The organism is Streptomyces sp. NPDC057137 (assembly GCF_042670825.1).
Classification (GTDB): domain Bacteria; phylum Actinomycetota; class Actinomycetes; order Streptomycetales; family Streptomycetaceae; genus Streptomyces.
The window spans coordinates 164,302-179,698 of sequence record NZ_JBHUUW010000013.1 but is presented as its reverse complement, the minus strand read 5'-3'; the positions used below and the strand labels follow the sequence as shown (position 1 = coordinate 179,698).

At 70.9% G+C, this 15,397-nt stretch carries 7 protein-coding genes; all 7 read right to left on the bottom strand.

Features of this window, described 5'->3' with window-relative positions:
* Positions 1–51 precede the first annotated feature (51 nt).
* Positions 52–1,626 carry an MFS transporter gene (locus tag ACFT9I_RS14335; protein WP_382564027.1) on the bottom strand — a complete coding sequence of 525 codons (1,575 nt, stop codon included), beginning with the start codon at positions 1,624–1,626 and terminating at the stop codon, positions 52–54.
* Between the two features lie 37 nt (positions 1,627–1,663).
* Positions 1,664–2,479 carry a thioesterase II family protein gene (locus tag ACFT9I_RS14330; protein ID WP_382564025.1) on the bottom strand — a complete coding sequence of 272 codons (816 nt, stop codon included), beginning with the start codon at positions 2,477–2,479 and terminating at the stop codon, positions 1,664–1,666.
* Positions 2,476–3,663: a class II histone deacetylase gene (locus ACFT9I_RS14325; protein WP_382564023.1), complete on the bottom strand. Its 1,188-nt coding sequence runs from the start codon at positions 3,661–3,663 to the stop codon at positions 2,476–2,478. The genes ACFT9I_RS14330 and ACFT9I_RS14325 overlap by 4 nt, the downstream gene beginning before the upstream one ends.
* On the bottom strand, positions 3,660–3,968 hold the full coding sequence (locus ACFT9I_RS14320; RefSeq protein ID WP_382564021.1) for a hypothetical protein: 309 nt from the start codon (positions 3,966–3,968) through the stop codon (positions 3,660–3,662). The genes ACFT9I_RS14325 and ACFT9I_RS14320 overlap by 4 nt, the downstream gene beginning before the upstream one ends.
* A gap of 120 nt (positions 3,969–4,088) precedes the next feature.
* A complete protein-coding gene (locus ACFT9I_RS14315; RefSeq protein WP_382564020.1) occupies positions 4,089–8,057 on the bottom strand; it encodes a bifunctional SDR family oxidoreductase/pyridoxal phosphate-dependent aminotransferase family protein in 3,969 nt (1,322 codons plus the stop codon).
* Complete coding sequence (locus ACFT9I_RS14310) at positions 8,054–9,175, bottom strand: DNA alkylation repair protein (protein WP_382564018.1); 1,122 nt, start codon at positions 9,173–9,175, stop codon at positions 8,054–8,056. Before ACFT9I_RS14310 ends, ACFT9I_RS14315 begins: the two co-directional genes overlap by 4 nt.
* The gene (locus ACFT9I_RS14305) at positions 9,168–15,392 is read right to left on the bottom strand and encodes a beta-ketoacyl synthase N-terminal-like domain-containing protein (protein ID WP_382564017.1); all 6,225 of its coding nucleotides are present in this window, start codon (positions 15,390–15,392) and stop codon (positions 9,168–9,170) included. The genes ACFT9I_RS14310 and ACFT9I_RS14305 overlap by 8 nt, the downstream gene beginning before the upstream one ends.
* Between the last annotated feature and the right edge of the window lie 5 nt (positions 15,393–15,397).

Sequence of the window (15,397 nt, the reverse complement as noted above, 5' to 3'; positions counted from 1 at the left end):
GGCCCGCGTCGCGTGACGCGGGCCGCACACCGGACAGGACGGCGCGGCGCGTTAACCCTCCACGTTGACGGCGGGGACGGCGCCGTCGACCGAACCGTCGGTACCGGCGGAGTCCTCGCCCGCTCCGGTGGCCGGGATCTTGATGACGACCGCCACCAGCACGGCGGAGGCGAGCGCGACCAACGCCCCGATGCCACCGATGACGTTCATGCCGTCGGTGAACGCTTCCCGCGCGGAGCCGAGCAGGACGGTCGCCACATCCGATGACAGGCCCTGCGCCGTCTCGACCGCGCCGGCGAGCGTCTCATCTGCGCCCGCCGCCACCCCCGCCGGGACATCCACCCCGCTGCGGTACACCGCCGCGCCGAGGCTGCCGAGCAGCGCGACGCCGAGCGCCATGCCGAGTTCGGTGCTGGTCTCCGAAAGGGCCGCGGCGGACCCGGCCTGCTCGGGCTTGGCCGCTCCGACGACGATGTCCGTGCCCAGGGCGATGAGCGGGCCACCACCGGCGTAGACGAAGGCGAAGCCCGTCACCACCTGAGCGATGCCGGACGAACTGTCGGCCAGGCTCAGCATCACATGGCCGATGCCCGACACGGCGAGCCCGATGGCGACGACGTACGCCGGACGGATCCGGCTCGCCGCCATCGGGGACACCACGGCCGTCACGATCAGCGCGAAGGCCGCCGGCAGCAGATACAGACCGGCCTTCATCGGGGAGAGTCCGCCGACGAGCTGGAGGAACTGCGTCACCATCAGATACGTGCCGCCGGCCACCAGCATGCTGAGCAGCAGCGTCACCAGGGCCGTGAGGAAGGTGCGGCTGCGGAAGAGGTCGAGGTCGAGCAACGGGCTCTCCAGCGTGCGCTGTCGACGGACGAACAGCACGCCGACGACCAGGCCGAGGACGATCGCCGCGAGCGGGATCCCGCCGATCCCGTCGTTGGCGATCTCCTTCAGTCCGTAGATCACCGGGAGGATCGTGGCGAGCGACAGGGCCACGCTGGTCAGGTCGAGCCGGCCGGCGTCCTCGTCGCGGTACTCCGGCAGCAGGACCGGGCCCGCCACCAGCAGCAGGCCCATGATGGGCACACCGAGCAGGAAGACCGAACCCCACCAGAAGTACTCCAGCATGGCGCCGCCGACGACCGGGCCGAGCGCGATGCCCACGGAGAACATGGTGACCCAGACGGCGATCGCCACGCCGCGCTCCCGCGCGTCGCGGAACATGTTGATGATCAGGGCGAGGGTCGAGGGCATCAGCGTGGCGCCGGCGATGCCCATCGCGGCCCGCGCCGCTATCAGCGTGGCCGGGCTGTCGGCGAAGACGGCGGCCAGCGACGCCACACCGAACGCGGCGGCGCCGATCAGCAGCAGCTTCCGGCGGCCGATCCGGTCGCCCAGGGTGCCCATGGCCACCAGGAAGCCGGCGATGAGGAAGCCGTAGATGTCGATGATCCACAGCATCTGGGCGGCGGAGGGGTTCAGGCCCTCGCTGATGTGCGGTACGGCCAGGTGCAGCACGCTCACATCGATGGACAGCAGCAAGGTGGGCAGCGCCAGTACGGCCAGGCCCAACCACTCACGAGGACCGGCCTGCGTAGTGGTGTCGGCGGTGGTACTCACATGTTTCCTTTCGGGGATGGTGCACATCGGTGCCCGATCACGGTCGTCGGGCGAGGGGGTGTGGCAGGGACGGCTCCGACCGGTGGTGGTCGGGGCCGGGGACCAGGCGGGCGGCGACGGTCGCCGCGTTGGCGGGTGTGTAGAGGTAGAAGTGACCGCCCGTGAACGTCTGCCGGCTGAAGCCGCCCGACGTCTCCAGCGACCACAGGTACATCCGCTCGTCGATGACGACCGGGTCGTCCACCGCGCCGAGCGCCAGGATGGGGACGCGGGTACCGAACGGCGGCCGCCGGTAGGTCTCCATCGCCTCCAGATCGGCCCGGATCGCTCGGAGCGACGACTGGACCAGGTCCGTACGGTCCACCAGCCCGGGAGACATCCCGCCGATGTCCGTCAGATGCTCCAGCAGCTCCGCGTCGCTCCTGAGATGCGCGAACGGCGGCTCGCTGGGGAAGCACGGCGGCTGACGCGCGGACACCGTCAGCAGGGTGGGGGGCAGACCGTGGCGCTCCATCGCCCGGGTCAGCTCGTATCCGAGCACGCTGCCGAAGCTGTGCCCGACGACCGCGTACGGCAAGGGCTCCAGCTCCAGCAGGCCTCGGACGAGGGCGTCGACCAGCGGCTCGACGCGCGTCACCAGGGACTCGTTGATACGCGTGCCCCGGCCGGGCAACTGGGCGACGACACACTCCACGTCCTCCGGCAGCACCTGCCACCAGGAGCGGAACGCGGACGGCCACCCACCGGCGTGCGGCAGTGCCACGACGCGGAACCGGGCGCGGGGCCGCAGCCCCGCGCCGGTGCCGCCCGTCGGACGCGCGCCGCTCCCCACCGTCATCCACCAGCCGCTCATAGCGGCACCCTGGTCCCGGGTGCGGGCGGCCCGGCCGCCCGGGACCGACCGGGTCGTGGCGGGAGCGGCGAGCGGGCCGGGCCCGCGAGCAACGGGTGATGGCTCTCCAGGTGTGCGATCACCCGCTCCTGGTGGCGTTGGAGGCGCTGGCCCGGAAGGTGTTCGAGCGAGTGCAGGAACGGGTCCTGAGGGGCCGGCAGACCGGCGATCGCCGTAGCCGTGCCCAGCACCAGCATCGGCTGGTACCACGCCGAGTAGCCACCCTCGTGGGCGAAGACGATCCTGCCTCCCGTCAGTTCGTCCGCGAGCCGGCACATCGTCGACGTCATCGAGTGGAAGGTGCGGCTGGTGCAGAGCATCCGGCCCATCGGATCGTGGCCGCTCGCGTCGACGCCCGCCGCGACCAGGATCAGATCGGGGCCGAAGGCACGCGCCGCCGGTTCCACGATCCGGTCCATCACCGCGAGATAGGCGCCGTGGCCCGAGCCGGCGGGCAGCGGCACATTGAGGGTGCTGCCCGCCCCCGCGCCCGCGCCGGTCTCCAGGACGAGACCGGACGCCGCGGGGAACAGTCCTTCCTGGTGCACCGAGATGTACAGCACGTCGGGGTCCTCGTAGAAGGTCCGCTGGATGCCGTTGCCGTGGTGCACGTCCCAGTCCAGGATCAGCACGCGGCGCGCCCCCCGGCGCTGCGCCGCACGGGCGGCCACCGCCAGGTTGTTGTAGAGGCACAGCGCCATCGCCCGGTCCGGCTCCGCGTGATGGCCGGGCGGCCGCACCAGGCAGTAGGCCCGGTCGAAGCGGCCGTCCAGGACGCCCGTGGCGGCCTGCGCGCAGGCCCCGACGGCGAGCCTCGCGGCCTGCGCGCTGTGGTAGTTGACGTACGCGTACACACCGGCGTCGCCCGCGCCGGCCGCCGACGCCGCCTCCACCCGCTCGATGTGTTCGGGGACATGTACGAGGAGCAGGTCCTCGTCGGAGGCCGGCGTCGGCGTGAGGCCGGTGAACCGGTCCATCACACCGAACGCCTTGACCAGCCCCTCTGCACGCCGGAGGTCCGGGTCGACCGCGAACTGGCGCAGCGGCTCGACGCCCGGTCCCACCGGCACGTACCCCGATCCGGGACCGGGGTCGTGCCAGAAACAGATCTCGTGGCTGTACCACGCGAGACGGGAGGCGTTCACCAGCCGGACAGACCCAGCGAGGCCCGGCTGATCCCGGCGACCTTCTCGATGTACTGGAGGTAGTACTCGCGCTCCTCGTCCGGCGTGCGCTTGGTACGCAGCGTCGTACTCAGCAGACCGAGCACCTCCTCGGCCTCGGTCGGCGTCAGCCGCCGGTCACCGACCTCCTTCTCGAACGCGCGTATCCGCGCGGTCGGTTCCAGCACGCCGGACGCGAACTCGCCCTGGTCGGTGCCGTGGTTCCGGGTCGAGGCGATGGTCTTCAGAATCGCTCCGAAGAACGCCGTGGTGTCGATGTCGGTCATGGTCGGTACCCTCCTGGTTGCCCTGCGGTGGAAGGCGTACGGTGTCCGTTCCGGCGGACCGCTCTGTTCCTGTGGAGCCCTCTGTCGGATCGGTGTCGGTGTCGGTGTCGGTGTCGGTGCTCAGCGGATCAGGCCGCAGGCGCGGCCGGCTTTTTCCAGCGTCACGACGGCCGCGTCCAGATCGGCGTCGGAGTGGCTGAGGTTGACGATGGTCCGCAGCCGGGGCAGCGTCCGCGGCACGGCCGGGTAGACGATCGGCTGCACGAACAGCCCGTCCTGCTGGCACAGCCGGGCCATGGTCCCCGCCTGGTCGGCACTGGTGCAGATGATGGGCACCACCGGTGTCTCACTGGCCAGCGTGTCGAAGCCCAACGCGCGTACCTGCTCGCGGTAGCGGGTCGTCTTCGTGCGCAGGTCCCGGGTGAGGGACGGCGCGGCCTCGATCACCTCGATCGCCGCCTTGGCCGCGGCCACTTGGGCGGGAGTCACCGCCGCGGAGAACATCCAGCCCCGCGCGTTGTTCTTCAGCGCGAAGATCAGGTCGTTGGACCCGGCGACGTAACCACCCGCGCTCGGGACCGTCTTGGAGAGCGTGCCCATCTTGACGTCGACCCGTGCCGGGTCGGTACCGAAGTGCTCGGTGATGCCGCGGCCCGTGGCGCCGAGGACACCCAGGCTGTGCGCCTCGTCGACCATCAGCGGCGCGTCGTAGCGCTCGCACAGTTCCACGATGCCGGGCAGATCGGCCACGTCGCCGTCCATGCTGAACACGGCGTCGGTGACCACCAGACGGCCCGCGTCGCCCGCCTTGCGCAGGGCGCGTTCCAGGTCGGCGAGGTCGTTGTGGGCGTAGGTGATGACCGTCGCACCGGACAGCCGGTATCCGTCCAGGATGCTGGCGTGGTTGTAGACGTCGCCGATGACGAAGTCGCCGGGGCCGACGAGAGCGCCGACCGTCGCCACGTTCGCCATGTAGCCGCTGGAGAAGACGATGGCGTCCTCGGTGCCGAGGAAGCGGGCCAGCGCCAACTCCAGCTCCCGGTGCAGATGCAGAGTGCCCGCGAGCAGCCGCACCCCGTGCGCGCCGGTGCCGTGCCGCTCCACGGCGCGCAGGGCCTGGTCCTCGATGTAGTCGTGCCCGATGAGTCCGAGATAGCTGTAGGAGGCGAAGTTGAGGAACCAGCGGCCGTCGAACTTGATCCGGGGACCCGAGGCCTCCTCGATGACGGGCTCGTAGAAGTACTCGTCCTTGGCGACGATCAGGCGGTCCTCCGTCGACAGGGCGTCGATGCGCCGGTCGAGGAACCTCCCGTGGGGGGCGTCGGCGAGCCGGCCCGGCAAGGTCCGCCGCGGAAGGCGGGTGGCGGCCTGGGCCTGGGCGGGAGCCGGAGTCGGGGTTGGGGTTGGGCTCGGAGCGAGGGGCGCGGGCCGGGCCGGGGTGCGGGGTGGCGTCACGGGCGGGGGCGCCATTGGGGGTGCGGCGTCCCTGAAACGGTCCCAGTCAGGGACGAAGGAGTCGGCGACGGCGGATGGGGTCGGCTGCGGCGGCACCGGGATGTGGGACGTACGAGGCGGGGGTGCCGGAACTGCGGCAGGCGTCTGCGGTACGGAGACGGGGACGGCGGGGGCGGGGGCGGGCGCCGGGGCGACGGCCGGAGCCGTGCGCGGCAGCGATTCGAGGTGGGCGAGCAGGGCGCCGACGTTGGTGCGCTCGAAGAACACCATGGGGTCGATGTCGAGCCCGTCGGCGTTCAGCGACGCCGACAGCTCGACCGCCATCATCGAGTCGAGGCCCAGTTCCAGCAGGTCGTCCTCGGCGGACACGCCGTCGAGATGCAGGACGTTCGAGAGCGCGTGGGTGAGTGACGGCCACAGCCCGGATTCCGGTGTGACAGCGGTCATGGGTACATCCTTCGCTTCAGTGGCGGCGGACAGGACGTAGTGCGCGGGGGGTCGGCCGAGGGTCGTGCGGAGCAGGTCGATGCCGTCGTCCCCGGTGAGGGCCGGGATGCCGTGCGCGGCGGCCTTCGGGGCGATGGACTCCCCCATCCCGACGGTCCACAGGCCCCAGCCGAGGCTGTACCAGGCGCGGCCTTCGGCTCGTTGGCGGGCGGCGTAGCCCTCCAGGTAAGCGTTGGCCGCGGCGTAGGCGCTCTGACCGAGGTTCGCCCGTACGGCCGCGACCGAGGAGAACAAGGCGACGAAACCCGGCTGTTCGTGACCGGACACCAGGTCGGTGAGCGCGTGTACGCCGCCGACCTTGGGCCCGAGGACGGTGTCCACCTGCTCAGGCGTCAGGCTGCGCGCCAGTCCGTCACGCAGGACTCCGGCGGCGTGGAACACCCCGTCGTAACGTGCGGCGCCGGACAGTTCCTCGCGAAGTGAGCGGACGTCCGCCGCCACGACCGTCAGGTCGCAGCGCGCTCCGAGTCGATCGAGGCGTTCCCGGGCCGGTCCCTGCTCCGGCACGGTTCGCCCGACCAGGGTCAGATGGGCGCAGCCCTCGTCCGCGAGGAACTCCGCGACGCGCAGCCCGATGCCGCCCATGCCGCCGGTGATCAGGAAGCGGCCACCGTCGTATCGCACCGGGGCGGTGGTGCTCGTGTGCTGCGGCTGTACGGAGGGCTCATACCAGGCGTCGTCGCGCAGGGCGAGTTCCGGCCGGTCCTGGTTTCGCGCCTCCCGTAGGACGGCGGCAGCGTCGTCGTCGGGGCCGATCGCGCTCTCGGGGCCGAGATCGACCAGGCGGATGCTGGTACGGGGATGCTCGACGCGCAGCGTGCGGCCGAGGCCCCACAGGGCGGTCATGAACGGGTCGACGACATCCTCCGCCGCCACCTGGTGCGCGGCGGAGGTGACGATCAGCAGGTCGGACATCGGCGGGCGTGCCGCGAGTCGGCGCACCAGCGTGAAGACACCTTGCAGGGCCTCCGTCACCTGCGCCTCGCCGCTCAGTCCGCGCGGTGCCACGTACACGACGTTCCGGAAAGCGGCGTCGGCCGGCAGCGTGTCGAGGCCACCGTCGGACAGTTGCGCGGGCGTCATGTGTACGCCGTGCCGGTCTCCCGGTGGACGGAGGTCGTGCTCGGACACGATCAGCAGAGGTGCTTCGGGGGCTTCCGGCCCCGCAGGCGTTTCGAGCGCGGCCGGGTGTACGGGAGCGACGTCGGCCTTCCGCCAGACGACGGTCTCGATCAACGAGACGGTCGGCAGCCCCTGTTCGGTGGACGCCGCAGGCGCCTCGGACACCCTGGACACCCTGGACGCCCTGGACGCCTCGGGCACCTCGGACACCTCGGACGCAACGGGCTTCGCCGCCTTGAGGGTGATGCGGTCCAACTCCAGCAGGACCTCCCCCTGTTGATTGCAGACCGTGGCCCGCCCCCGTACGACACCCCCCTTGCCCCCGGAGTCGCCCGGCTCGTCCCGCTCGACCAGGGCGATCACCGTGCCGGAGATCCTGCGGCGGGCCACCAACCGGCCGACGTACCAGGGCAGGCACGCCCCGGCAGCACCCGCGTCGAGCATCCCGAGCGCCTGGAAGACGCTGTCGAGCAGTGCCGACGGTACGAAGGGAGGAGCCGACGCCGCGTTCGTATCGTCCCCGGCCCGGAGCATCAGCAGCATCCGGCCCGAGCCCCGGTGCGCCGACCGGATCACCTGGTACGCCGGCCCGTACGCGATCCCGCTCGCCTCGCGCCACGCGGCCACGTCCGACAGCGGCACCTGCTCCGTGCACCCGGCCCGCAGGGCAGCCACATCGACGTAGCGGGGCGGCGGCAGTTGGCTGCCGGACACCCGGGCGGTGCTGTGCACGACCGGTACGCCGTGTCCGGGCCGTACGGAACGGAACGCGCAGTCGCCGTCCTCGGCCGTGTGGACCTCGATCTCCGCCTCGGGGCCCGCGACGAGCAGCGGCACCCGGAAGGCGATCTGCTCCAAGGTCCACCAGCAGTCCGGGCGGCGGGCGTCGCACGCGGACAGCATGGCGTCGATCTGCGCGGCGGCGGGTAAGACCGGGATGCCGCCGATCCGGTGGTGGGAGACCAGCGGATCGGCAGCGCTGAGGACGGACCTGACGCCGGTCATGTGAGGAGGCCGAATCTCTCGGTGGCCTGGACGAGGCCGTTCACCTGGATGTCGACGGTGTGCTCACCCGCGTAGTACTTCCGGGTCTGCACCTCCTTGATCGCGTGGATCTTCTCCAGGGATCGCCGCTCTCCGGGGCCGAGTTCGAGGGTGGTCAGCTTGAAGACCTTCGGGATGCTGCGCCCGTTCTTGCGCACGTGATGCACCACGTAGTCGATCGCGATGCTGTGCACCCGGTCGTCGGTGTTCTCGATGTCGAAGCTGATGACGAGGGTGTCCCCGATGGTCACCGTCTGGGGAGTGATGCTCAGCCGGGGTACGCGGACATGCTCGCCACCCGTGGCACCGAGAATGGCGAGGGCCTGCTGATCGCCCTTCTTCACCAGGGTGCGCAGTCCGTGCTTGACGATCCAGTTGGTCTCGGGGGTGGGGCTCTCCGCGAGCCACCGCAGCGCAGTGTCGAGTGCGAGATCGGGGGCGTCCTTGGAGATGTCGTTGAGGTTGTTGGCGACGGACTTGCGCACGTATTCCGACGGGTCGCTGCGCAGTGGTTCGAGGATTTCCAGGACCGGCCGGGGGTCCTTGACGAACACGGTCAGGGTCCGGGCCCAGGGCAGTCGGGAGCGGACTCCCTCGGTGGCCAGGCGCCGCACATTGTGGCTCGGGCTCTGTGCCCACTGGGCGACGCGCTCCATCGTCGGCGCGTAGTGCTGTTCGACGTAGGGGCGGATCGCGTACTCGCCCGTGTGCCGCTTGGTGATCTCCTCGATGGCGTCCAGCGACAGGTCGGGGTGGTCGAGGCCGTACTCCTCGACGAATCGTGCGACCGGCATGAGGAACCAACTGGAGTTGAACATGCCCTCCCCTTCGGCGAGTTCGTCGCCGAGGACGGTGAGGAGGATCGGTACGGCGCGGGTGTAGTCGGCGGGCAGGCGGGTGCGCAGGCCCTCGGCCAGGACGAGGACGCGGTCCTTCAGTTCTCTGTCGGGGATGCGCGACTCGACCTCGGCCGCGTAGCCCTCCACGTCGAACTCGGGGTGGACGGCCCGGATCCTGTCGCCGATCAGGCGTGCCGCGTCGCCGTTGAAGTGTCGCTTGAGTCCGTATTCGCTAGCCATGGTTCAGGTGCCTCTTCGTCTCGTTCTTGTGGTTCGACTTCTCGTGGTTCGACGTGGTCTCGTGCGGACTGGAGGAGATCCAGAACCGCTGTCGGTTGAAGGGGTAGGTGGGGATGGTGGTGGTGCGCCGGCCCGTGCCCTGGTGCAGCCCGGCCCAATTGAGTTCGGCGGAGGTCTGGTTGACGTACGAGGCGACCGCGGCGTGCAGTTGGGCCTGGTCGGTGCGGTCGCGGCGCAGGGTGCTGAGCCAGACGGGCTGCGTCTCGCCCCATGACGCGCGGGCGAGCGAGGTGAGTTGAGGGTGGGAGCCGATCTCCCACACCGATCCCGCACCGATCTCACTCAGCGCGCTTACGGCCTGGCTGAAACGGACGGGCTCGCGGATGGCACGGCCCCAGTACTCGGGGTCGGCGGCCGTCTCGGCGGAATGCCAACCACCGGTCACCGTCGAAGCGAAGCCGATCACCGGAGCTGCCAGTCTCCTTTCGGTGATCGCCTGGACGAAGGGGGCGACGGCGCCCTGCATCGAGGCCGAGTGGAAGGCGTGACTGACCGTCAACTGCTGGGTCCGCAGACCGGAATCCTGACAGAAACCCGATATCCCGTCCGCCGGACCCGTGATCGTGACCGATCGACGCGCGTTGAACGCCGCGACCTCCACACCCGGATACGCGGCAACAGCGGCGAGAACAGCCTCCGACTCGGCGTGCACCACCGCCATCGCACCCTCACCCGGCTGCGACTCCATCAACCGCCCACGCACCGCCGTCAACTCCAGCAGATCCCCCAGATCCAGCACACCAGCCACCCACGCCGCCGTCAGCTCACCCAGACTGTGACCCACCACCACATCCGGACGCACCCCCACCGACTCCAACCACCGCACCAACGCCACCTGCACACTCACAATCGCCGGCTGCGCAAACCCCGTCCGATCCAACCGACCCGGGGGCCCCTCACCGAACAACAACTCCCGCAACGGCACATCCACATGCCCGGCCAACAACCCCGCACACTCATCCAACGCCGCCCGAAACACCGGCTCCACCCCATACAACCCACGGCCCATACCCACATACTGCGAACCCTGACCCGTGAACATGAAGGCGGTCGGTGCGGGGGTACCGCCTCGTCGTGATCCGGAGACCTGGCCTGCGGCAACATCCCTCAAGCCGGCGGCCAGTTCATGTGCGTCGCCACCGTGCACGACAGCACGCAAGCGATGGGCGGCGCGGCCGGTGTTGGCCGTGAACGCGAAGTCCCCGAGATCCTCCTGCGACGTCTCCGCCACAGCCTCCGCATACGAGCCGGCGAGGGTTCGCAGCGCGGTCTCGTCCCCCGCGCTGACTCGCACCACATACGACTCCTGCACCGGCGACTCACGCACCGGCACCACAGGAGCTTCCTCCACGATCACATGGGCATTCACCCCACCCATACCGAACGCACTCACCGCCGCACGTCGAGGCACCCCGTTCCGAGGCCACTCCACCGCACGATCAGCCAGATAGAACGGCGTCTCCTCGAACCGAATGTGATCATTCGGCCGCACCACATGCAACGACGGCGGAACCACCTCATGCTCCATCGCCAACAACACCTTCACCAGCCCCGCCAACCCCGCCGCCGGTTCCAGATGACCCACATTCCCCTTCAACGAACCCAACGCACAGAACTGCGACCTGTCCGTCACTCCACGCCACGCACGCGTCAGACCCTCCACCTCGATCGGATCACCCAAACTCGTCCCCGTCCCATGAGCCTCCACCAACCCAATCGACTCGACCGACACACCCGCATCCCCCAACGCGGCTGAGATGACGGCAGCTTGGGCCCGGGGGCTGGGTGCGGAGTAGCGGGTGGTGCGGCCGCCGTGGTTGACGGCGGCGCCCTTGATGACACCCCGGATCCGGTCGCCGTCCCGCCGGGCGTCGTCGTACCGCCGCAGCACCACGGCCACGGCGCCCTCCCCCGGGACGAACCCGTCCGCGGTGCTGTCGAACGCACGGCTGCGATGCCGGGGCGACAGGGCCCTCAGGTCCCCCATCGACCGGAAGTACTCCGGGCTGATGCCGGCGTGCACGGCCCCGATGACCGCCGTGTCGATGTCGCCGGTGCGGAGGTGCTGGAGTGCCGAGTGGATGGCGACCAGGGACGACGAGCAGAGGGTGTTGACGAGTCCGCTCGGGCCGTGCCAGTCCATCAGGTAGGACAACCGGTTCGCGATCATCGCCTCAAGCCCGAGGCCACGTCCGTCGGGTACGCCGTGACGTACTCGCTCCTCGTGGTAGTGATCGTGGCTGTACGCGATCCACAGGCCGGTCTTGCCGCCGTCGGCCCGTCCGCCGATCCGGCCGCCGTCCTCCAGGGCCTCCCAGATCGTCTCGTACACGATCCTCGCCTGGGGATCGATCAGAGGAGCTTCGCGGGCCGAGATCCGGAAGGGCGCCGGGTCGAACTCGTCCACGCTGTCGAGGAACGAGGCGTACGGGGCCGGCCCTGCCTCCTTGTCCCAACGCCCCTCGGGCAGCGGGCGAACCGTGTCACGGCCTTCGGCGAGCAGTTCGGCGAAGGCGGTCAGGTTGCCCGCGGTGGGCAGCCTGACCGCCGCTCCCACGACTGCGACATCGCGCGGCCGTGATGCCGGGGCAGCCTCGGGGGGCTCGGCGGGCTCGGGTTCGGGGCTTCGTGAGGTGGCGGTTGTCCGCGCCACCGGTGCGGGCACTTCCGGTGCGGGCACTTCCGCCGCAGCCGGGGCCGCCAGCGTGTCGACGAGCTGCGGTGCCTCGTCCGCCAGGAAGTCGGCGAACTGGCGGGGCGTCGGATACTCGAAGAAGACCGTCGGGTAGAGGGACAGGCCGTGTTCCTGGGAGATGCGCTCGCTCAGCGCCACCAGGCCCACAGAGTCGAACCCGGCGGACAGGAACTCGGTGTCGGTGTGCTCCTCGGAGGTCTCCGTCAATGCCAGGAACCAGGTGAGCGCCAGCGCGGAGCGTGAGGCGGCGGGGGCGGGGGCGGGGTTCGCCGGGGCTGCGAGTCGAGTTGGCGTCGGCGTCGGCGCGAGCGAGGTCGGGGTCGGGGTCGGGGTCGGGGTCGGCTCCGAAGGCAGCTCCACGACAGGCGCGGCAGGCACCACCGGCGCCGGCGTCTCCCCCGCACTGAACGCCTGGACGGGAACCCGCTTGGACGCCATGTCCCCGAAGACCAGCAGCGGCGTCCCCGCCTCATCGGTCACGGTCTGGGTGACCCGGCAGGCTTCGTCGTTCCAGAAGGCGATCTCCGTGCGCACGAAGGCGGCCTCTGCCAGCGGTCCGAGGACATCCAGTCGGCCCACCGAGAGCGGGATGAACGCGGACGCGTCCGCCGCGCCGAACACCGGGTTGGCCGGGTCGATCGCCGCGACCGTCACGCTGTCCAGGAGCCCGGGGAACAGTTCCACGCCGGGCGGGTTCATCTCCCGCTGACGGGCGCCTTCGATACGGGCGAGGGTGCCGCCGTCCGGCAGGCTCGCCACCCAGGAGATGTTCCGGTAGTAGCGGCCGTGGTGGTAGCCGATGCGCCGCAGCCACCGGTAGAGGCCCGAGCCCGCGTGCACGGCGGAGCCCGCGCAGTCGGTCAGCAGGGCGGCCAGGGGCACCGGCAGTGGCGGCTCGGGCGGGCGGCCGGTGACGAGCCGGCCGGTGACGAAGAGTTCCCCGCTCTCTGGGTCCTCCACCCTGAACCGGTTCTCCGCGTCCACCCGGCCGACGACCCGGTGGGCCCCGGACGGGATGAGCGGGCGGTGGAAGAGGATGTCCCGGGCCCCGTGGAAGGTTTCGCCGCGCAGCGCGGCGCCCTCGCGCAGGAAGTCGAACCACGCCACGCCCGGGAGCATGAGCGTGCGGTACACCGCGTGCTGTGCGATGGGTGACTCGGCCGGACCGAACACGCGCGAGAACGTGTACCCGGCCGCCCCCTCGTCCGACACCAGCTCCGCAGGCGCTCCGGGTTCGGCCGAGCGCTGGGGCTCGGCCAAGTTCAGTGCGGGGCCGCGCAGTTGGGCGGAGGGCAGCAGGCGCTTGCTCCACGACGCGCCTGTGGTCTGCTGGAACGCCGACCAGTCGATCTCCTGGCCCTCCTGGAAAAGCTCGGCGGCGATCGCGGCGAGCACCAGGTTGACCTCCCGCCCGTCGCGGGCCTCGGCCAGCCGTGCGCCGACGTCGTGGCGGTCGACGTCGTGGCGGCCGGCCTGATGACGGTCGGCGGGATGACTCTCGGCGGCGTGGTCCTGGTCGTCGCGCGCGAGTTCGTTGTCGCTCCGCAGGACGTCGGCCAGCGCCTGCTCCAGCGGGACGCGTCCTCGTACGAAGTCCCCGACCGCCTCCCAGCCTGGGGGCAGATCGACCGCACCCTCGGGAAGTCCCAGATCGCGTAGCGCGACGGCGAGCGCGACCCCGGACACGATCCGCAGCAACTCTCCTGAGAACGTGGCCAGTTGAGTGCCCGTGGCCGCTTCGAACTGGCCGACGACCTCGTGAACGGCCGGCGCGGAGCGGTCGAGAGCGGTCAGCCAGGCGGGTGGGGCCTCGGTCGCCCGGGGACGTACGGACACGGTGGTACGGGGGCCGCCGACGGTACGGGCCTTCTGCGCACCGGCCCGCAGAAGCCATGCGCGCAGACCGGCGGCAAGTTGATGCGCGTCAGCGCCGACAACGGCCAGCCGCTCCGTACGGTGCGGCCGGGCCAGCCGGGCCGTGGCGCATACGTCGCCGAACTCGCCGAGCCGGCCGGGTCGCCCGTCCGCCAGAGGTGGCAGGAACTCCAGCCACTGGGCGGCCAGTTCGCGCAGCGCGTACGGGCTGTCGGCGGACAGCGGCAGCACTTGAACCGGTACGGGCTGTCTGCCGGCCCCAACCGACCCGGCGCGGGTGCTGTCCGTGCGGGGAGCGGCCTCGGCCACCACATGGGCGTTGGTGCCGCCGAAGCCGAAGCCGCTCACCGCGGCCCGGCGCACCGGAGCGTCCGGCCAGGGGAGGTGCGTCTCGGGCAGGTGGAAGGGACTGCCGGCGAGGTTGAGGCGCGGGTTGGGTGACTCCACCGCCACGGCCGGGACGGTACCCTCGCGCATCGCGACGATGATCTTCGCGAGTCCGGCAAGCCCCGACGCCGAGTGCAGATGGCCGATCCGGCGCTTGATCGAACCGAGCGCGACGGAGTTCCGGGCGACGCCGTGCCCGGCGAACACCTCGGTGAGCGCCCGCACTTCGATCGGATCGCCGATGGCGGTGCCGGTGCCGTGTGCCTCGACGTACTGGACGGTCGCCGGGTCGATGGTCTTGTAGACCTTGCCCAGCAGGTCGATCTGGGCTTCCAGGTTCGGTGTGGTGACACCCATGGTGCGGCCGTCGTTGTTGACCACGACCCCGCTGATGGCTCCGAGGATCACGTCACCGTCGGCCAGCGCCGCCGGCATCGGCTTCAGCACCAGGGCGGCGGCTCCCTCCCCGGGCACATAGCCGTTGGCCTTGCTGTCGAAGGTCTGGCACAGCCCGTCCGGCGAGAGCGCGCCGGTGCGGGAGAGGAGTACGAACGTCAGCGGGTCGATCAGCAGGTCGACCGCGCCGACCAGGGCAAGCTCGGAGGTCCCGGCCGCGAGGCTCTGGCAGGCGAGCCAGACCGCCGACAGCGAGGACGAGCAGGCGGTGTCGACCACCAGGCTCGGGCCCGCCAGGTCGAAACGGTCGGACAGCCAGGCCGCCATGAAGTTCTGCGACCGCCCCCACAGGGCGGCCGGCCCGGGTATGCCCACGGGGCCGGCCGGGCCGGGCTGAACCGTGCCCCGGCCCTGGTCGAAGCCGTACGCGTTCATGCGCGCGGCGATGAACACGGCGGCGTCGAGGCGACGGCGTACCCCCAGATACCCGGAGTCCTCCAGGGCCCGCGCGCCGACCTCCAGCATCACGCGCTGCTGGGGGTCGAGGAGCACGGCGTCCTCGGCGGTCATGCCGAACGCCTCGTGGTCGAAGGAGAACGGGTCCACCAGGAAGCCGCCGCGGTGGTGCGTGCCCTGGTGGGGCCCCTCGCCCCGGTACAGCTCGCGGGCCCACCGGCTCGGCGGGACCTCACCGACCTCGACCCCGTCACGGCCCAGCAGGGCCGTCAGGTCGACGACGTCCTCGGCGCCGGGGAGCCGTACCGCGAGGCCGATCACGGCGATGCGGGTGTCGAGCTCGCTCACAGCGG